18 protein-coding genes and 1 riboswitch are annotated in these 18,524 nt (G+C 40.0%); of the genes, 7 read left to right on the top strand and 11 right to left on the bottom strand.

From position 1 onward, the window contains the following. Positions 1–58: 58 nt before the first annotated feature. The 4 genes from moaC to moaA all read right to left on the bottom strand — a co-directional run bounded on the left by moaC (position 59) and on the right by moaA (position 2,793). Positions 59–562 carry a cyclic pyranopterin monophosphate synthase MoaC gene (moaC, locus tag AC0UA9_RS13855; RefSeq protein ID WP_475660716.1) on the bottom strand — a complete coding sequence of 168 codons (504 nt, stop codon included), beginning with the start codon at positions 560–562 and terminating at the stop codon, positions 59–61. After that, positions 562–1,119: a molybdenum cofactor biosynthesis protein B gene (gene moaB / locus AC0UA9_RS13850; protein WP_475660714.1), complete on the bottom strand. Its 558-nt coding sequence runs from the start codon at positions 1,117–1,119 to the stop codon at positions 562–564. The genes moaC and moaB overlap by 1 nt, the downstream gene beginning before the upstream one ends. 83 nt (positions 1,120–1,202) lie before the next feature. After that, positions 1,203–1,820 (bottom strand): molybdenum cofactor guanylyltransferase, encoded by a 618-nt coding sequence (gene mobA, locus AC0UA9_RS13845; protein WP_475660712.1) that lies wholly within the window; start codon positions 1,818–1,820, stop codon positions 1,203–1,205. Between the two features lies 1 nt (position 1,821). Beyond that, positions 1,822–2,793: a GTP 3',8-cyclase MoaA gene (moaA, locus tag AC0UA9_RS13840; protein WP_475660711.1), complete on the bottom strand. Its 972-nt coding sequence runs from the start codon at positions 2,791–2,793 to the stop codon at positions 1,822–1,824. After that, positions 2,779–2,967, bottom strand: a riboswitch (molybdenum cofactor riboswitch). (Overlaps the previous gene by 15 nt.) A 206-nt stretch (positions 2,968–3,173) precedes the next feature. Here moaA and moeA point away from each other — a divergent pair. Then, positions 3,174–4,409 (top strand): molybdopterin molybdotransferase MoeA, encoded by a 1,236-nt coding sequence (moeA, locus tag AC0UA9_RS13835; protein ID WP_475660710.1) that lies wholly within the window; start codon positions 3,174–3,176, stop codon positions 4,407–4,409. Between the two features lie 109 nt (positions 4,410–4,518). Here moeA and hemL read toward each other — a convergent pair whose 3' ends face one another. The 4 genes from hemL to AC0UA9_RS13815 form a co-directional block, all read right to left on the bottom strand. Next, on the bottom strand, positions 4,519–5,826 hold the full coding sequence (hemL, locus tag AC0UA9_RS13830; protein WP_475660708.1) for a glutamate-1-semialdehyde 2,1-aminomutase: 1,308 nt from the start codon (positions 5,824–5,826) through the stop codon (positions 4,519–4,521). 97 nt (positions 5,827–5,923) lie between these two features. After that, complete coding sequence (locus AC0UA9_RS13825) at positions 5,924–6,934, bottom strand: aspartate carbamoyltransferase (protein ID WP_475660706.1); 1,011 nt, start codon at positions 6,932–6,934, stop codon at positions 5,924–5,926. 116 nt (positions 6,935–7,050) lie between these two features. After that, a complete protein-coding gene (hemJ, locus tag AC0UA9_RS13820) occupies positions 7,051–7,497 on the bottom strand; it encodes a protoporphyrinogen oxidase HemJ (RefSeq protein ID WP_475660704.1) in 447 nt (148 codons plus the stop codon). Positions 7,498–7,520: 23 nt separating this feature from the next. Next, positions 7,521–9,323: a chloride channel protein gene (locus AC0UA9_RS13815; RefSeq protein WP_475660702.1), complete on the bottom strand. Its 1,803-nt coding sequence runs from the start codon at positions 9,321–9,323 to the stop codon at positions 7,521–7,523. A gap of 109 nt (positions 9,324–9,432) precedes the next feature. On the opposite strand from AC0UA9_RS13815, the gene AC0UA9_RS13810 reads away from it, so the two are divergent. Beyond that, positions 9,433–10,149, top strand: coding sequence for a DUF6776 family protein (locus AC0UA9_RS13810; protein WP_475660701.1), 717 nt, complete (start codon positions 9,433–9,435; stop codon positions 10,147–10,149). A gap of 146 nt (positions 10,150–10,295) precedes the next feature. Then, positions 10,296–10,649 carry an iron-sulfur cluster insertion protein ErpA gene (erpA, locus tag AC0UA9_RS13805; RefSeq protein WP_475660698.1) on the top strand — a complete coding sequence of 118 codons (354 nt, stop codon included), beginning with the start codon at positions 10,296–10,298 and terminating at the stop codon, positions 10,647–10,649. A 93-nt stretch (positions 10,650–10,742) separates the two neighbouring features. Here the strand turns inward: erpA and AC0UA9_RS13800 are convergent, their stop codons facing one another. From AC0UA9_RS13800 to AC0UA9_RS13790, 3 genes are all read right to left on the bottom strand, one after another. Further along, positions 10,743–11,774, bottom strand: a complete 1,032-nt coding sequence (locus AC0UA9_RS13800) for a DUF484 family protein (RefSeq protein ID WP_475660696.1) — start codon at positions 11,772–11,774, stop codon at positions 10,743–10,745. A gap of 121 nt (positions 11,775–11,895) precedes the next feature. Further along, on the bottom strand, positions 11,896–12,408 hold the full coding sequence (locus AC0UA9_RS13795) for an HD-GYP domain-containing protein (protein WP_475660694.1): 513 nt from the start codon (positions 12,406–12,408) through the stop codon (positions 11,896–11,898). Continuing rightward, complete coding sequence (locus AC0UA9_RS13790; protein WP_475660692.1) at positions 12,380–12,571, bottom strand: hypothetical protein; 192 nt, start codon at positions 12,569–12,571, stop codon at positions 12,380–12,382. The genes AC0UA9_RS13795 and AC0UA9_RS13790 overlap by 29 nt, the downstream gene beginning before the upstream one ends. Positions 12,572–12,883: 312 nt before the next feature. Here AC0UA9_RS13790 and AC0UA9_RS13785 point away from each other — a divergent pair, with 312 nt between their 5' ends. From AC0UA9_RS13785 to AC0UA9_RS13770, 4 genes are all read left to right on the top strand, one after another. Next, positions 12,884–13,501: a tetratricopeptide repeat protein gene (locus AC0UA9_RS13785; protein ID WP_475660689.1), complete on the top strand. Its 618-nt coding sequence runs from the start codon at positions 12,884–12,886 to the stop codon at positions 13,499–13,501. Between the two features lie 106 nt (positions 13,502–13,607). Beyond that, positions 13,608–16,109: a ribonuclease R gene (gene rnr, locus AC0UA9_RS13780; RefSeq protein WP_475660687.1), complete on the top strand. Its 2,502-nt coding sequence runs from the start codon at positions 13,608–13,610 to the stop codon at positions 16,107–16,109. Between the two features lie 110 nt (positions 16,110–16,219). Next, entirely contained in the window at positions 16,220–16,975 is a 756-nt protein-coding gene (gene rlmB / locus AC0UA9_RS13775) for a 23S rRNA (guanosine(2251)-2'-O)-methyltransferase RlmB (protein WP_475660685.1), read from the top strand. Between the two features lie 119 nt (positions 16,976–17,094). After that, positions 17,095–18,378 carry a DUF945 family protein gene (locus tag AC0UA9_RS13770; RefSeq protein ID WP_475660682.1) on the top strand — a complete coding sequence of 428 codons (1,284 nt, stop codon included), beginning with the start codon at positions 17,095–17,097 and terminating at the stop codon, positions 18,376–18,378. The last annotated feature ends 146 nt before the right edge of the window (positions 18,379–18,524 follow it).

Here is an 18,524-nt window from a genome sequence, read left to right as displayed (position 1 = left end):
TCTTTAACTTATGGTCTACTGCTAACTAACGTCAATACGTGGACGGATAGACAACTTACTAAGCTTGCCATTGTCCTGATTTACCGCCTTCTTTGGTTAGCACTTTAATATTGCCTATTTCCATGGCAGGATCGGCAGCTTTACACATATCAAATAAGGTTAAGCAAGCAACGGAAACCGCGGTTAATGCTTCCATTTCAACACCGGTTTGGCCCGTTAAACGACAAAGGCTAGTTACTTTTACTGATGAACTTTCTTCATCTAAGCTGAAATCTACTTGTACCTTGCTCAGCATTAATGGGTGACATAATGGAATTAAATCGCTGCATTTTTTAGCTGCCTGAATGCCAGCAATACGTGCCACGGCAAAAACATCGCCTTTTTTATGTTTGCCTGTGGTTATTAAGTCAAAGGTGGCTCGGTTCATGCTGATAATACCCTGTGCTGTCGCGGTACGCGAGCTCATCGCCTTTTCGCTAACATCAACCATGTTGGCTTCACCTTGTTGATTTAAATGGCTAAGTACAGGTGTTTCTTTCGCTTGAGTAGTTGAGTTACGCATTAGCCACGGGTCTCGCATTTTTCTGTTGCTGAAGACCCAGCGGTAATATTTAAATGCGGCACAAAATTACAGGGTTTATGGCTAGCATCTAGTTGCTCTTTAATGACTTTATCCCAGGCTGTTTTACATGCATTGGTTGAGCCTGGCACAGCTAAAATTACCGTTTTATTGGCTATGCCGCCTAAAGCACGTGACTGGATAGTCGAGGTGCCAATTTCACCCAAGGATACATGACGAAACACCTCACCAAACCCTTCGATAGCTTTATCAAATAAAGGCATTAAGGCCTCTGGCGTATTGTCACGCTCAGTAAAACCAGTTCCACCAGTAGAAATAATAACATTAATGCTGTCATCAGCAATCCACTTGGAAACTTGGGCACGTAGTTGATAAATATCATCAATAACAATAGCTTTGTCTGCTAGGTTATGGCCTGCGGTCGTAAGGCGCTCCACTAGCGCTTGCCCTGAGGTATCATTGGTTTCTGTGCGGGTGTCGGAAACCGTTAATATTGCAATATTTAAGGGGATAAATTTTGTGCTGCCATGTGCTGACATAGGTGATCCTTTCTACTCTTTTATATATAAAATTAATGGATTAACTTGTTTATATTAAAAAATACGCCTTAACAATAAACCAGTTAAAATTGTAATTGCTGTTTTGCTTGTTGCCACTGCGCGGGTGTGTTGCTATTAAATAAAATGTTTTCATCCCTACTCTGTATTGCTTGGTGAGGTACTTGTTGTAATAGCGCTTGCATTGAAGGCCCTCTATTTGTGTGTTTCGAACTGCGTGGCGAGTTTGTCTTGTTCATGTCTTTTGAGCGAGAAAACGCCTGCGTTAAAAATAAAGTTAGATAAGCATTATTAGGTAAATAAAGCGGAATGTTATGGCCTGTAAAATAGGTCGCTTTTTGGCTTAACTCGCCTTTTATACGTAAATCAGCTAAGGCTGATGCGGTAATAAAAGGTAAATCAACCGGTAATATTAATAAAGAGCTAACATGAGGGTATTTAGCTAATACACTAAAAATACCGCCAACGGGGCCGCTTTGTTTAACTTGATCAGGTACATCATACTTATCACCACTAACAACAACATGATTAATGCCCGAGTTATTCAGGGTTTGTTTTGAAAAGGTGAGCATAGACTGCAATGAATGGTTATTTCTAACTAGCTGTGCTTTATCATGTCCCATACGTGAGGATAAGCCACCGGCAAGCACTACACCTAAGCATTCATGGTTTATGTTGCTCAAATTAACCTCCTAACATAGCCAAATGTTTAGTGCCGCCGGTCAGTTTTTCATGGAGAAAGTGAGTCGCTTTTTTATCACCTAATAAAGCGAGTATTTGTGCTTGTAACGGAGCAATATCATCAGATTGTAATTGCTCGCGTAACGACAAACCACTTTCACTAAATAGGCATAAATGTAACTTTCCAGAAGAGCTTACTCTTAAGCGATTACAGGTATTACAAAAATCTTTTGAGTAAGGCATTATTAGACCAATACGGCCCTGGTAATCAGGGTGGTAAAATTCTTGTGCAGGGCCTGCTGTTTTGTCTTGTTGCACAGGTAACCAACCGTCAAGAATTAAGTTTTGCTTTATTCGAGCGCCTTGTACGTGTTGCGCATCAAAAAACTTTTTATTATCACCCGTTTGCATTAGTTCGATAAAGCGTAAGGTGACTGGAGTATCTCTGAGCCAGTTTAAATAGCTGGTAATGTCATAGCCGCTGTATTCACGCATTAAAACGGTGTTAATTTTAACACTAGGGCGTCCGTCCGCTAACGCCATATCGACTCCCTTTAAAATGGTATCGAGTTTATTATGGCCAGTAATCGCATGAAATTTACGTGGGTCTAAGCTATCAATACTAATATTTATCGCATCAATACCCGCATCTAACCATTGGGGTAAATGCTCAGGTAATTTAAAACCATTACTTGTAATGGCGACTTTTTTAATACCGGGCGTTTGCTTACAAGCATGAATAATTTCAGGTAGGTCTTTACGCAGTGCAGGTTCGCCTCCCGTGATACGAATTTTTTCAGTGCCTAAGTTAGCAAAAGCCGCCGCTATACGCTGTATTTCAGTAAGTGAAAGAAAGTCACGCGGCTGATCACACTGATAACCGTCAGGTAAGCAGTAATTGCATTTAAAATTACAAACGTCTGTAATCGATAGGCGAAGGTAATAAAACCTACGGCCAAAATTATCTTCTAACATATCACCTTTCCAAATGTCGGGAGGCTAGCGCGTTTCCTTGCTAACCCTGGCAGCAATTGTTTTATACCGCAATAGATATAACCTAGTTAAAACAAAGCTACGGCTTGAAATAGCATAACCAAATTTTTTATCAAAATAGGCGGTAGCAATTTAAGCTCGGTGTAAAATACTTGTCTAGTCTTATGACTGATAAAAGTATAGCATTTATTACTCAGTAACATCTTGCTTTTGGTTAAATACTTTTTGATTCGAATCAAGCTATTGTTATTAAAAGCGCTATTACTTTTGTTATTAATTAATGGATAATAGCCAGATGAGGTAGTGAATGTTTTTAACTGTATATTTAACGGTGTTACAAAAATTTATTAAGTGAGGTTTTGATGTCAGATTGTTGTTCAGCTCCAGGGCTTTTACCTTTTGAGCATGCGTTAGAGAATATGTTGTCACAAGTAACGCCCGTGACTGAAACCTTAATTTTGCCTATTACCCAGGCCGTCAACCGTGTGTTAGCAGCGCCGGTTATCAGTGCGATAAATGTGCCTAACCATGATAATTCTGCCATGGATGGCTATGCTTTTGCTTTTGAAAGTTTTAAAGAAAGCAAGGTGTTAACCTTGGTTGGCCAAGCTATGGCAGGAGCTCCTTTTCAAGGGGAGTGTAAGCATGGAGAGTGTGTTCGTATAATGACGGGCGCTCAAATGCCGGCAGCGTGTGATAGCGTAGAGATGCAAGAAAATGTGCGGGTAAATGCCAAGGAAATAACATTCCTTAGCGAAAAGAAACCCGGCGCTAACGTGCGTCATGCGGGTGAAGATATTCAATTGGGTCAACAAGTTTTTACTAAAGGGCATAAGTTGTCTGCCGTCGATATTGGTGTTTTGGCTTCATTAGGTATTAACGATGTGAAAGTTTACCGAAAATTAACAGTTGCGTTAATCGCAACAGGTGATGAACTAAAACTACCTGGGCAGGCATTAAAGGCTGGCGATATATATGAAACTAACAGTTTTGTCTTGCGTGCTATGTTAGAAAAATTGCATATAGAGGTGATTGATTTTGGTGTTATTGAAGATGACTTTGACGCAATAAGGACAGCTTTTATTAACGCAGACAAACAAGCCGATGCGGTTATTTCATCGGGCGGTGTTTCGGTGGGAGATGCAGACTATACTAAAGCGGTATTGGAAGCTTTAGGTGAAATTGGCTTTTGGAAAATAGCAATGAAGCCAGGTAAGCCCTTTGCCTTTGGCAAGCTAGCGAACAGTGTTTTCTTTGGTTTGCCAGGTAACCCTGTTTCAGCTTTGGTGACCTTTCACCAACTGGCCTTACTAGCCTTAATTAAAATGCAAAATGCTGAGCCACTTCAGCGGACTACTTTACAGGTGAAATGTATTAATGATTTGAGAAAATCACCTGGGCGTATTGATTTTCAGCGCGGTATACTGAGCGTAAATGCGCAAGGTGAAAACATTGTTGCGTCAACTGGTGCACAAGGTTCAGGTATTTTATCAAGCTTAGCGCAAGCTAATTGTTTTATTATTTTACCAGCAGAGCAAGGGAAGGTCATGGCCGGTGAAAGAGTAACAGTGCAGCTTTTTGACCAGTTTATTACATAACTAACATAATGAACCTGGCGATACGTAGACGCGTTTACAAGTACACAATAGGCGTTAGAGGGGGCATCTAACGCCTATATTTATTACTTAAACACCTAAGTAATATAGGTTACAGCTGAGCAAAACACTTGGCAGCGGCTTCTAGTGTTTTCTCAATTATTTCATCTGTATGGGCCAGAGATAAAAACCCAGCTTCAAAAGCAGATGGTGCTAAATAAACACCTTGTTCAAGCATTAAGTGGAAAAAGCGGTTAAACTTCTCTTGATCACAAGCCATTACTTGCTCAAACGTGGTAATTGGGTTTTCATCGCTTGTAAAGAAAAAGCCAAACATAGCACCAGCATAGTTAATATTTAAATCCACACCGTTTCGGTCAGCTGCTGCTTTTAATCCCATGGCTAATTTTTCAGTGGCGTTACTCAATTGCAGGTGTTTATCACCTTGCGATAGCTCAGTTAACGCAGCTAAGCCTGCGGCCATAGCAATAGGGTTACCAGAAAGCGTACCTGCTTGATAGACGGGGCCAACTGGAGCAATGTAGTCCATTATTTCTTGTTTACCACCGAAAGCGCCAACTGGCATACCGCCGCCAATCACTTTTCCTAATGTGGTTAAGTCTGGAGTTACGTTATAATGAGCCTGTGCGCCACCTAAAGCAACACGAAAACCTGTCATAACTTCATCAAAAATAAGCACAGCGCTGTGTTCGTTACACACTTCTCGCAGGCCTTCAAGGAAACCTTCTACTGGCGGAATACAGTTCATGTTGCCGGCGACAGGTTCAACAATAATACAAGCTATTTGGTCAGCATATTGGGCAAAAATCTGCTTTACTTCGTCAAGGTTATTATAACTAGCTGTTAAGGTATGTTTAGCAAAATCAGCAGGAATACCAGGAGAATTGGGCACGCCTAATGTTAAAGCGCCTGAACCAGCCTTAACTAATAAAGAATCGGCATGGCCATGGTAACAGCCTTCAAATTTTAATATTTTATCACGACCTGTAAAACCTCGGGCTAAACGAATTGCTGTCATGGTCGCTTCGGTGCCAGAGCTAACCATACGTAAAGAGTCCATTGACGGCACTAACTCACGCACTTTTTCAGCCATGGTAATTTCTAACTCGGTAGGCGCACCAAAACTTAAACCATTTTGTGCGGTGGCTATAACAGCCGCTAAAATAGCGGGGTGGTTATGGCCTAAAATCATGGGACCCCATGAGCCAACATAATCAATGTATGCATTGTCGTCAGCATCATAAATATAAGCACCTTCTGCACGCTTAATAAATGAAGGTGTACCACCAACGCTCTTGAATGCTCGTACGGGTGAGTTTACGCCACCAGGAATAATTTTTTTTGCTTGAGCGAATAATTGCGCTGAATTGTTGGTTAAAAGATTCGTAGATCCATTCATAGTAAAAACTCTTTTTTAGTTCGCTGAGCACTTACTTAGCCTGTTACGGTTAAGTGATACTCAGAAGTGTATAAATTGGTTGCTGGTTAAAGCCGTATTAGCATTTGTTGGTATGCCAGTTTACGCTTTTTTCGTATTGGGTTAGTTGATCTTCAACACCTAAAGTTAAGGCAAACAGTGCCATTCTAACTAACACACCATTTTGGGCTTGTCTAAAAATAGCTAAACTGTCCAAATCGTTAAGATCCACATCAAGCTCATTCGCTTCAGGGCGAGAATCCCGGGGCAATGGATGCATAATTACAGTATTTTCGCGGCAGTATTGCTGATAAACACTTTTATTTAAACTGAAGTGGCCACGATATAAGTCAGCTTCATCTTTACTGGCAAAGCGCTCTTGTTGAATGCGTGTTTGGTAAATTACATCACAAGATAAATTGCCTGCCATTGTGTCGGTAATAATGACTTGATGACCGGCATTTTCTAACGCCGACACGACATTGTCGGGCATTTGCAATGCACTGGGAGAAACCATGGTTACTTTAACGTTTTTGTATAGGCTCAGCAGCATTGACAATGAATGTACTGTGCGACCGTGTTTTAAGTCCCCCATTAATACAATATCAAGGTTATCTAAACCTTTTTGATAATGCATCATTTCTGATTGTATGGTGAACAGATCTAATAACGCTTGCGTTGGGTGTTCATTCGCGCCATCACCGCCATTAATTACCGGCACTGTGCTCCCTTGGGCAAATTGTTCCACCGAATGCATTTGTGGGTGGCGCATCGCTATAATGTCACTATAGCCACTAATTACTTGGGCTGTATCAAAGAGTGACTCGCCTTTACTTAACGACGAGCTTTCTTGTCCCACGGTTTCACGAACAGCACCACCGAGTAAATTAAAAGCGGTACCAAAACTTACTCGCGTGCGTGTACTTGGCTCAAAAAATAAATTACTTAAAATAGCACCATCGAGCACAGTACAACGTTTTTTTCGTGCAGCATAGGGAGCCATTTGTGCCGAGACGTCAAGAATTTTAGCAATAGCCTCACGATCAAACTGAGACACTGACAGTATATTGTTGCCTTGAAATTTCATCATTTAGAAAAGTTTAACCGCTTGCAAGTCGTGTAAAATTTGCAGGAATATAGCATAAATTGAAATATTTTATAATGCTATATCACGCTATTTTTCCTTGCTAGTTGCGCAAAGGTAAATTACATCGGTTTAACATAGGCTAAAATGATAATGGCAAATAACGCCAGCACCGGTACCTCGTTAAATATTCGGTAAAACCTTCCAGTACGTGTGTTTTTATCTTGTGCAAACGTCTTAACTAACTTAAAACAGTAACCATGGTAAATCAGCAGTAGTATGACCAAAGTAATTTTAATGTGCAGCCATTTAGCAGCAGCAAACCACTGTGAACCATAAATATAGATAAGTAGTGTGCCTAGCGCTACGGTGAGTATGGCAAAAGGAGTAATGAAATAAAGCAAGCGTTTTTCCATGCCTTTTAATTGTTGAATAACAGCGCTTTCATTGGTTTCTGCATGGTTAACGAACAAGCGCGGTAAGTAAAAAATGCCGGCGAACCAAGCAACCATAAAAGCCACATGTAAGGCTTTAAGCCATAAAATACTATTGGTTAAAAACTCATTCATTTATCTATTTTTCCTTCAAGTGTCTATTGGTTTGTTTGCGTTGGTGGTGGCAATACGTTGGCAATTAATTGTCCATTAACTAAGTAATGTCTTATTTGTTCAAAGGTTATTATACCCAAAATATTATCGGTCGTTTCTTGGTAAATATAAACACCACCACAACGATTATGCACTAATGCCAAGTAGGCTTCAGCCAGGGTTGCCTGGTGCGACAAAGGAATAAGCTGGTATAATCTTATTTTTTCTGAAACTTGATATTGCCCATCACTTCCTTGTGTTGCTGGGTCGTCGATAGACTCTATATGCGCTAAGGGCGTTGTTTCGTTGAAGTCAGCCCAATAATAATGAACCTCTTCAATGGTGTTATTATTTTTTATGCTGTGGCGAACTTGTCTATTAACCACGGGTATTTTATTGTCAATAGTCATCAGGATCCCGGCAATACCTGTTAAAGACGTTTGCTCTGTAAGTTCTATTTTTTTGATCAGTAAACTTAGCACACCAACTTTTTGTAATGCTGTTTCTATTGGCGGCTTACGGTAAAGCAGGCCTTGTACATCAAGTTGCATAGTAAAGATAGAGCGGTTGCTAAATAATTGCCCTGAAATGATGCTAGAAACCGTGATGACTATCATGGCGGGTAATATTACTTCCAGTTGGCCAGACAGCTCTACTACCGCCAACAAAGCTGCAATGGGGGCATTTAAACTAGCAGCCATAAAGCCAGCCATACCCATTAAAATAAAGTCATTGCCAATATGCTCGCCCGGAAAAACCTGTATCACTAGCGCACCTGTTAACGCCCCAGCAATCGCACCAATACCAATAATAGGCCCGATAATACCACCAGGAATACCCAAGCCAAGGGCAAATATTGTCATTAAAAACTTTGCTAACAATAAAGTAAACAACAAGCCTACTTGCCAATTATTCGCCAAAGAAATGTCAATAGCGCCACTTCCTACGCCCATAGCACTGGGGACAAAATACCCTAAAACACCGGTGACCAAAGCGGCTAAAATAAGCCGTAGTACGATATGAAGCCTTTCACTATGCTTAATAATGGTTATTAATGTTTTGTTGAAGATAGCAGCGAGCGTGCCGAGTAAAATACCTAAAATTACTAAGGAAATATAGTGTTGTGGAATAAGCGCGATTTTAGCAAAGTAATCAAATTTTTGAGAGACGTCAAAAATATTACTAGTGACTAATGAGCCCACTAACGACGCTAACATGACCGGAATAAAAATATGTACTTTATATTCCCGCATTATCACTTCCATCACAAAAAGCACTGCAGCAATGGGGGTATTAAATGTTGCAGCAATACCAGCGGCAATACCGCAAGCACATAAGGTACGAATACTGTTATAAGGTAGTTTTAATACACTGCCAACGTAACTGCTTGCTGCAGCACCTAAATGCACAGCAGGGCCTTCACGTCCAACAGAGAAACCAGAGGCAAGTGCGACAGCACCACCAAAAAATTGATTAAGCGTATTCTTAAATGGGATAATACCGTGAGCAACTTTTAGCCGGTGTAATACAAAGGGAATGCCGGTTCTCAGATATTTATAGCCGGTAAGCCAGGCGAATAATAAAATAATAATTGCCCCGATAATGGGCAAATCAAAACGACTTAGGCCATCTAAGGTGCTATAGTTATCGCGTTTTACTAGGTAGAGCTGTTGTATTTGCTCAATGGTTAAGGTGAAAAGCACCACTAATAATGCCGAAGCAAGGCCACCAATAACAGCAAGCACACAAATTTGCCATGACGTTTTTGGTAGCGCTAAATGTGCTCTTATTGTGCTAATATAGCTCATTATTAGCCTTTTTATTTGTCTAGTTTAGCGATATTGTTTCTAAAGTTTATGATATAAGATTTTTAATAAACACAGTCTTCACTTTTTATAAGGTTATTGTACGTTACAAATGAATTGGTTAGCAAAAATAAATCTTACCGTTGTTGCTGAACGTTTAGGGCCATTAAAGTCAGCTTTTTTTTTACTTGTGCTTATTGCCCTTTGTGTTTTTGTTGGCTATAGAATGGGGAATTTTTATCATAACTTTCAAGCCGCGACATTGGAAAAGCAAAAAATACGGTTAGAAGAACTGTACCAGAAGCAATCAAGCCAAGTTGAGCTTATTCATACATTAGAAGTCGAGCTTGCAATAGAGCAGCTAGCAAACCAGAATGCGCAACAAACCTTAAAAGAAATGTCGCTTGAGCACTACCAAGTAAAAAAAGCGCTAGCCTTTTATGAAAAAGTCATGGCGCCAGAAAAAGAAGCTGATGGCGTTGTTATTGATAATATTAAAGTTACTGCTAGTCAAAGCCCTAACCATTATGACTTTCAAATCACTTTAGTGCAGCAAAAAATAAGAAAACGTTACGCAAAAGGCTATGTCGACTTAGCGATCACAGGGAGTTTATCTGATAAGCCTAGTCAGCTAGCACTCGCTGACATTTCTGCGACAACCAGAGCAGACTTATCATTTAGCTTTAAGTATTTCCAAGTATTGACAGGGACTTTTGTCTTACCTGAAAATTTTATACCAGAAAAAATAAACCTGACAGCAATATTAACCAAAAACAAATGGCAAAAATATCACAAGCTTGATCACACAGTGGTATGGCATATTGATTAAATAATAATACTTGACTAAATTAGTCGGGTTTAAGATAATGCTTGCAGTATACACTTTCTCTGCAATAAAAAAGAGGAAGTATCATAATAGACTTGGTATAATTACCTTGATTTTACCCTATTCTTTTAAAATAAAAGTAGAGTTTCATGTCTGACCCTATCTCAACTCCAGAACTACCAATTAAATTTACCGATTCAGCGGCGAGCAAAGTATTGTCTTTAATCACTGAGGAAGAGAACCCCGCGCTAAAACTACGGGTTTATGTGACGGGTGGTGGCTGCTCAGGTTTTCAGTATGGTTTCACCTTCGACGAAAAAATAAATGACGGTGATATGACCATAGAAAAGCAAGGAGTCACTATGGTTATCGACCCAATGAGCCTGCAATATTTGGTTGACGGCGAAGTGGATTATCTTGAAAGCTTAGAAGGCAGTCGCTTTGTGGTTAATAACCCTAATGCATCTACCACGTGTGGTTGTGGCTCTTCTTTTTCTATTTAAGCTAACGGCCTTTGTCACCCGCAGTGTTTAACGAGTACCGCTATTCAATATATTAGCTGTACCATTACCTATACAGTAGCAATGCCGATATAACTATGTTATCTCGGCTTTTTTGTGCAAATATAATTGCTCGTCAGCTTGCTGTAATAAAGTATCCATAGTCTTTTTACCATCACTAGCTGCAGCGCCACAGCTAATAGTAACTGCCAAATGTGAGCCTTGATAGGGCATAGGGTTGTGTTGAAAATAATGCGTGAGTCGTTGGCACGCTATTCTGGCTTCTTGGTAGGTTTGCCCAGCTAATATTATGACAAATTCATCGCCACCATAGCGAAAGCATTTATCATTTTCACGAACCAGCGCTTGTAGTTGTGTGGCAACATACCTGAGTGCCGTGTCCCCACATTCATGACCATAAGTATCATTGATCTGCTTGAATTTGTCGCAATCAATGAACAGTAACGAAAAGGGGACGTTATAACGACGTTGACGAACCAGCTCTTCGTTAATTGAAATTTCCATAAGACGACGGTTAGCAACACCTGTCAATCTATCGTAATGCGCCATATATTCTAATTGTTCTCTAACCAGCGCATTTGACAAGCATAAGCTTACTTTTACTGCTAGTTGCTCTAAATGCACTGTGCCTAACTCAGGGTGAAAACGATTTTTATCTTGATCAGTAAACACTAAACTACCAAACAGCTTGTCCTCAATAACTAAAGGAATTAATGCGATTGATAAGGCATTTTTAACTAATACTGCTGGTAGTATTGTACTAATGTGGTGTATGTCATTAATAAGCAATGGTTTTCGTTCAGGGTGTAAGTGTTGTAGCTTTTCAATAGTAATACTTTGGCAGTTTTCTTTATGCCACGATGACTGCAAATTACCGCTGAGCACATAGCTAATAGGGAGCGGCTCTGCTAATAATAAATGTATACTGGTTAAAGTAAACTTGTCAGTAATAGACGTTAATAACTGTTGCAGTAGCTCTTTGCTTGTTTTACAACGTAAAATCTGCGTTTCTATTTCAAATAGCTTTTGCGCAATATCAGCATTAATGCGGGAATTCTCAACTAAACTCGCTAATTGACGTTTTAATGCTGTTTTCGTTTCAGACATGTAAGAAGAGCCAGTAATAATAAGTTAAAACACTATAGCTATGATACCAAATTAATAAGCCCTTGTTGACCAAGTGTGTTTTGTTTTGCGTAAGTACTTAAGGAGATAGAAGCTTGCCCGATCACCCTTGCATAAGCAGCATTTCAATCACTGTATTCATATCAAGGTCAAATTCTTCCGGTTTTACCGACTTTACAATATAATCATCGGTGTCAGCTAAATCAATATCTTGCGTGTTAAGGTACTGCCTTAACTTTACACTATAGAAAGAGCGTACTTTAGGCTTGCTCCAGTCACTATGGTTACGTTGCTCTACCACAGCAAGCTTTTTTGATGCTAGCTGCACTAGTGTACCAATAGGAAAAACACCGATACAGTGAATAAATTGGTCAACTAATTGACCATCAAGATGGTTACTTTTAGCAAGCGCTCGCAAAATAGCAAAAGACTTATTATGTGAAAAACCATCTTTATAACAACGCGTTGCCGTTAATGCGTCAAATATATCGCAAATAGCAATCATACGACCATAGATATGAATGTCTTTTGACTCGTTAATTATTTCAATGGCTTGTTTTATTTCTGCCGCTATTTGTGTCTTGTCTTTAGTGGGGGGGCGGCGCTTTTTTCTCATCGTCTATATAGACAGAGATGACATTATTACTTTTTAAGTGATTAATAACCTTGATGCTTTTAATATGCCCTGGTGCTTTTAATGAAAAAGTACCACTTTGCTTAGCAATACCGGTGACATAGTCACCGACATTTAATTGCGTCAGTTGCTTTTCTACAATCATCTATTTTAAAGCCAGTAAGCGTAATTACTTAAAGTATACACCGTAGGTAATATTAGCGAGATTTATATAACGTCACAATTACCTGTTTATTTAAATGACGTAAGTAGGCGAAAACCATTCACATTGAACCGTCATGGCCTTTTAATTGCATACAATTTTGTATGCTTTATGCTGTGCTTAATCATGCTCTTGATTGCGTGTTATAGTTACTAGTGTTAATTGTTTAGTTTTATACAGTATGGCCGATAACCTAAACAAGGTTAACGTGAAAGCCTACACTTTATCTTTTTCGGCGTATTTTTTGGAGATTGTATGCGAGCTTTTCTATTTTTTATTTATCTCAGCTTTTTACCCACTGTGTACGGGCAAAACTTAACCGCAGTACAAATTTATACGGATGATCAATTACTTGAGCTAATCAAAGAAAATAAACACCTTGGTCAAGTCGTATTAGACGACTGTCAATTGGTGCAAGATATCGAAGCGCGTGCGGTAATTTCTGAAATGCCCTCTTACCAATACTTATGGGGTGATATGCTAGCGTATGGCGTATGCGTGAAAAAAGATATTGAATTAGGGGTGCATTTTATGCGTTTGTCTGCAGAGCAAGGCCTAACAGAAGGCCTTGAACAGATGGGGCGCTATTATCATATTGGCCGATTTATGCAAAAAGATATTGACCAAGCAATTCGATTTCTAAAAGCTGCCGCCTCAATGAACAGTCTAGCAGCACAAATGCGTTTAGCGAGCATTTATCAACAAGGCTTCGGTAGCCCACTTGATTACCCTGAGCTATATTCACAGCTGCATCATGCACTGACCGACGATAAAGCAACCCATAAAAAAATAGCGAAATTAAAGCGTCAGCTCGCGCAAAAAATGCCAGCACATATAGTCAATAAAGCTAAAAAAACAGACTATACAAATTAAACGCGTTATTTTTACTCCCTTTTATTTTCTAACTTTCACAGCGAAAGTTTGTGATATACTCAAGATTAACCCGTTCTTATTTCAGCTATTAAAGTAATCAATTATTGTGACCTTAAACGATCCCCACGCGCAACGCGAAGCTAAAAAATATGAAAAACCAGTAGCATCACGAGAGCTATTATTATCACTTATTGAAAAAAGCTCGCCACCACCTAGCTTTAACGCCCTTGCTAAAACGCTTAACTATGAAGAAGAGCACTTACTTATAGGTTTAAAGCGGCGTTTACGCGCTATGGAAAATAGTGGTCAGCTTATTTTTACTAAATTTAAGCAATACGCAATACCGGCAAAGAATAGTTTAATCACGGGTAAAGTATTAGGCCACCGTGATGGGTTTGGCTTTTTGTCGCCAGAATACTCAGGCAATATAAACGAACCTTCTGCCAGTGGCGGTAAAGATTTTTATATATCAGCTTATGAAATGCAACGTGTATTTCATGGGGATATTGTACAAGCCATTCTGGTTGACCGCAGTGATAGAAAAGGCAGAAAAGAAGTTAAAATAATTGACGTGGTTGAGCCGAGAAAAACTCCAATTGTCGGGCGCTTCTATGTTGAACAACATATTTGTATGGTAGTACCAGAAGACAATAAAATTAAACAAGAAATACTGATAGACCCAAAAGCGAAGCTAGGTGCGCGCCATGGGCAAATGGTGGTGGTTAACTTAACCCATAGGCCGACAAAACGCTCGCAGGCTATTGGTGAAGTGGTGGAGGTGCTAGGTGACCATATGGCTCCCGGCATGGAAATAGAAATTGCTTTACGCGCTCATGATCTACCGCATCAATTTTCACATGTGGTAGCAGCTGAAATTGCTCCTATTGCTGATGAAGTAGAAGCCTCGGCGAAGTTAGGCCGCAGAGACTTACGACAATTACCACTTGTTACTATTGACGGGGAAGATGCACGAGACTTTGATGACGCGGTTTACTGTCAAAAAGAGGCTGATGGTGGTTGGCGTTTATGGGTGGCGATTGCCGATGTGAGTTATTACGTGCGGCACGGTACAGCATTAGATGACGAGGCTATTTCACGTGGTAATTCAGTGTACTTTCCTAGCCAAGTTATTCCCATGTTACCGGAAAAACTATCTAATGGCTTGTGCTCGCTAAACCCCAATGTTGACAGACTCTGTATGGTTTGTGAAATGACAGTCACGCGTGAAGGTGAGTTATCAAGCAGTGAATTTTATTCAGCAGTCATGAGTTCTCATGCACGCTTTACCTACAGTAAAGTGGCAGCAATACTGGATGTTAATACAAAAGCTATTACTACAGCAGATGAAAACAACAGTGACAGCGCACAGCTAAAAATTAAAGAAGGGCTGGCACTTAGAGCAGAGTACTCAGCACTTGTTCCTGATTTAGAAAACTTAAAAGACATGTACTTGGCATTGAGCGACGCTCGCAAAAAGCGTGGTGCCATTGCGTTTGAAACAGAAGAAACGTTATTTTTATTTAATGAAGATAAAAAAATAGAAAGCGTTGTGCCACTAATTCGTAACGATGCACATAAAATTATTGAAGAGTGTATGATTTTAGCCAACGTTGCTACTGCGAAATTTATAGAAAAGCATAATAAACCAGGCTTATTTCGGGTACACGACAAGCCTAGCGAAGAGAAATATAATGCCTTTGTGAGCTACCTGTCAGAGTTGGGTATCACTTTACCTACTAGAGAAGCGCCTGAGGCAAGAGATTATTGTCATATTTTAACAAAAACAGCGGGCCGTCCTGATCAAGAACTGATTCAGACCATGCTATTGCGTTCCATGCGCCAAGCTGTATACCAAAGTGACAACTTAGGTCACTTTGGTTTAGCGTTAGCGTCATATAGCCACTTTACTTCCCCTATCAGACGCTATCCAGACTTAGTTGTCCACCGTGTTATAAAGAGTATTTTAAGCGCGCAAGCAAAGCATGACACCGACAGTGATGCCAATGCTGGAGCATACGACTATAAGCTAGCAGAAGTTGTTGAGTTAGGCGAGCATTGCTCAATGACAGAGCGTCGCGCTGACGAAGCCAGTAGGGATGTAAATGATTGGTTGAAGTGTGAGTTTATGCAAGACCACGTAGGTGATAATTTCACGGGTGTTATTAGCACAGTAACGCACTTTGGTTTATTTGTTCGTTTGCACAACTTACATATTGAAGGCTTAGTACATATTACTTCACTTGGCCAAGACTACTATCACTTTGATGATGCACGCATGTGTTTAACCGGTGAAAGCACCGGTATTAAATACCGGGTTGGCGATGTCGTTACCGTGCAGGTAGCGGCAGTGAGCTTGGATGAAAAGAAAATAGATCTTTTGATGCAAGGCAATAGTAAAGCCAAAAAAGGCGAAAATAAAGATAAAAGTCAACGCGCCAGTCAAAGTAAAATTAAAAGTAAGCACGGTAAAACCCAAACAGCAGATAAAAAGGCCTCTAAAAGAAAACCTAAAGTCGCGGGTAAAGTTAAGGCAAAAGTAAAAAAACGCAGTGAACGTAAAAAGCGCCCAGGTAAAAACGCGAGAAAAAAAGCAAAAAATAAAAAGTAAACCTATTAGGGGTAACGCAATGACTTAACTATCAGTTATTGCGTTCATTTTTCATGGGCATAAATCTAATTTTAACCGTGATTATCCGCAGTGTGACAAAGGCAAAACTTATGGCAAAACATGAAGAAATAGTATTTGGTATTCACGCAGTGAATGCACTATTAACCAGTGCACCAGAGCGCTTTATAGAAATTTGGTTCTTAAAAGGGCGTGACGATGAGCGTTTATTGCCTATTACTAACCTAGCGCGTAAATACGGAATATCTGCTCAAATGGCGCAAAGACGTGTACTTGATGAGAAAAGTAACGGTGAACAACATCAAGGTGTTGTTGCACGGATAAAACCAGGTAAAGCCCTTACCGAAAATGATTTAGACGATATTATTAACGCAACCGAAAAACGCGATATACCTCCATTTTTACTGATACTCGATGGTGTTACAGACCCTCATAATTTAGGTGCTTGTTTGCGAAATGCCGATGCTGCCGGTGTGCAAGCAATAATTGTCCCTAAAGACAATGCGGCTAAAATAACCGCAACTGTCCGTAAAGTTGCCGTAGGCGCTGCAGAAACAGTACCTCTAGTGCAGGTGACTAATCTATCGCGCACTATGAAGCATTTACAGCAAATGGGCGTATGGATAGTCGGCACAGCGGGTGAAACAGACACCTGCCTTTATGATGTTAAACTATCCGGCCCTATAGCGCTTGTTATGGGCGCAGAAGGTAAAGGAATGCGCCGGCTAACACGTGAAAACTGCGACCAATTAGTAAAGTTGCCCATGGCAGGCAGTGTCTCTAGTTTAAATGTTTCAGTAGCAACGGGTATTTGTTTGTTTGAAATGGTTAGACAGCGCTCGGTGTAAAGCAGCATTTATTGTTATAATATTATGCTGTTAACTCGCTTACTTTATAAAAAATCACAGATTAAAAATACGACTTATTTTAACCCCATGCCTGATCTACCCTCAAGGACGATGCTTACATGAAAAAACTCATTATTGTTATGTTATTACTCATTGCTACCATGTTAATTGCGCCAGTATTTATTGGCAGTGTGGTTGAAACTGAACATCAATCAGGAGTTAAAAAGCTTAACGACAACCCTGCAATTGTCATTAACTCAACGGCTTTTTCGCGTCAGTGGTTTACTGGTAAAGCCCAAACAGAAATAACCATTCTTTTGCAAGAGGAAGGTATTGAAGACATTACGCTAGTGGTTGAAGAGGCGTTGTCGTTTGGGCCTGCCATATTGACAGATGACGGTTTAACTTTCGGCTTAAGCCACTCTAACGCCAGCATCAACGTTAAAACGCCATTAATAGGGGAGGAAATTAAAACCTTTATTAATGAACACGTTCAGCTAAGTGGCTTGATTACCTTCTCGAAAAACATTGTTGCTAAAGTGGCTATCGCTGACATAACGAAAGAAGTTGACGGCAATACAATAGCCTCTGCTAAAGCGACCGGACAATTCACAATAGAAGATAATAAAAGACTCTACGGCGATTTTTCGTGGGCTGGCTTAACCGTGAGCAAAGGCGGTAAGCACTTTAATTTAGCTGAGATGGGCTTCTCACTTGACCAAACACTTATTGCCGGCAGTTATTACCAAGGCAATGCTATATCCACCGGAGATTTTAACTTCTCAATCAGTGCGTTAGCTGAAAAAGATGAAGTAGGTAATATTGTCCATTCACTTGATAATTTATTGATGAAAGCACGAGCAAGCCGTGATGATGACTTGCTAACCATTACGATTAATACGCAGGCTGATGAAATTATAACGGCGGAGCAACACTTAACTAGCGCGAATCTAGATATTGTACTTAACGGGTTGAACTACAAAGTAATGCAAGAAATTAACACTTTTATGTCTGACTTGTCTGCTAAGGGCGAAGCCATATTTAGTCCAGAAAAAAAACAAGAGTTATCAGCCCTAGTTGGCCAATTATTAGTTGATGAGCCACAGATTGAAATGAAAGACTTGAGCGTGCAAACACCCACAGGAAAAATCACCTCATTTATGCAACTCAGTGTCGATGCCGCTTTGTTTGATACAGCCAACATTATGTCAATTATACCCGCAGTAAAAGTGCATGCGAACGCTAAAGCACCTATGCCTTTTTTTGCCGATCTTGGCTTAACATCAACGGTTGAACTATACATAGAACAAGATTTATTGCTAAAAAATGAGGACGAGTTAAGCTTTAACGTTAACTTTGCCCAAGGCAAATTAACAATTAACGACCAAGTAATTCCTTTATAGCACGCCAATCAATACCGATAGTTACACGCTTGTGACTATCGGTATTTACTAAAATGATATCAAGACATCTATTGTTTAAAAACTGCCACAGATACTTAAAGCTTACCTGTTGAGCTAGCGCGAGTACTCAACCATAAAGCAATTGA

The sequence above is a fragment of the Colwellia sp. F1 genome (assembly GCF_056238625.1).
This window is presented reverse-complemented; position numbering and strand designations above follow the sequence as displayed.

Excerpts from the sequence above, each read along its gene's own strand:
- moeA (WP_475660710.1), top strand. The coding sequence starts at position 3,174 with ATGTCAGATTGTTGTTCAGCTCCAGGGCTTTTACCTTTTGAGCATGCG.
- AC0UA9_RS13810 (WP_475660701.1), top strand. The coding sequence starts at position 9,433 with ATGAATTGGTTAGCAAAAATAAATCTTACCGTTGTTGCTGAACGTTTA.
- moaA (WP_475660711.1), bottom strand. The coding sequence starts at position 2,793 with ATGTTAGAAGATAATTTTGGCCGTAGGTTTTATTACCTTCGCCTATCG.
- AC0UA9_RS13785 (WP_475660689.1), top strand. The coding sequence starts at position 12,884 with ATGCGAGCTTTTCTATTTTTTATTTATCTCAGCTTTTTACCCACTGTG.
- hemJ (WP_475660704.1), bottom strand. The coding sequence starts at position 7,497 with ATGAATGAGTTTTTAACCAATAGTATTTTATGGCTTAAAGCCTTACAT.
- AC0UA9_RS13825 (WP_475660706.1), bottom strand. The coding sequence starts at position 6,934 with ATGATGAAATTTCAAGGCAACAATATACTGTCAGTGTCTCAGTTTGAT.
- moaB (WP_475660714.1), bottom strand. The coding sequence starts at position 1,119 with ATGTCAGCACATGGCAGCACAAAATTTATCCCCTTAAATATTGCAATA.
- AC0UA9_RS13815 (WP_475660702.1), bottom strand. The coding sequence starts at position 9,323 with ATGAGCTATATTAGCACAATAAGAGCACATTTAGCGCTACCAAAAACG.
- AC0UA9_RS13790 (WP_475660692.1), bottom strand. The coding sequence starts at position 12,571 with ATGATTGTAGAAAAGCAACTGACGCAATTAAATGTCGGTGACTATGTC.
- AC0UA9_RS13795 (WP_475660694.1), bottom strand. The coding sequence starts at position 12,408 with ATGAGAAAAAAGCGCCGCCCCCCCACTAAAGACAAGACACAAATAGCG.
- rlmB (WP_475660685.1), top strand. The coding sequence starts at position 16,220 with ATGGCAAAACATGAAGAAATAGTATTTGGTATTCACGCAGTGAATGCA.
- hemL (WP_475660708.1), bottom strand. The coding sequence starts at position 5,826 with ATGAATGGATCTACGAATCTTTTAACCAACAATTCAGCGCAATTATTC.
- erpA (WP_475660698.1), top strand. The coding sequence starts at position 10,296 with ATGTCTGACCCTATCTCAACTCCAGAACTACCAATTAAATTTACCGAT.
- moaC (WP_475660716.1), bottom strand. The coding sequence starts at position 562 with ATGCGTAACTCAACTACTCAAGCGAAAGAAACACCTGTACTTAGCCAT.
- AC0UA9_RS13770 (WP_475660682.1), top strand. The coding sequence starts at position 17,095 with ATGAAAAAACTCATTATTGTTATGTTATTACTCATTGCTACCATGTTA.
- AC0UA9_RS13800 (WP_475660696.1), bottom strand. The coding sequence starts at position 11,774 with ATGTCTGAAACGAAAACAGCATTAAAACGTCAATTAGCGAGTTTAGTT.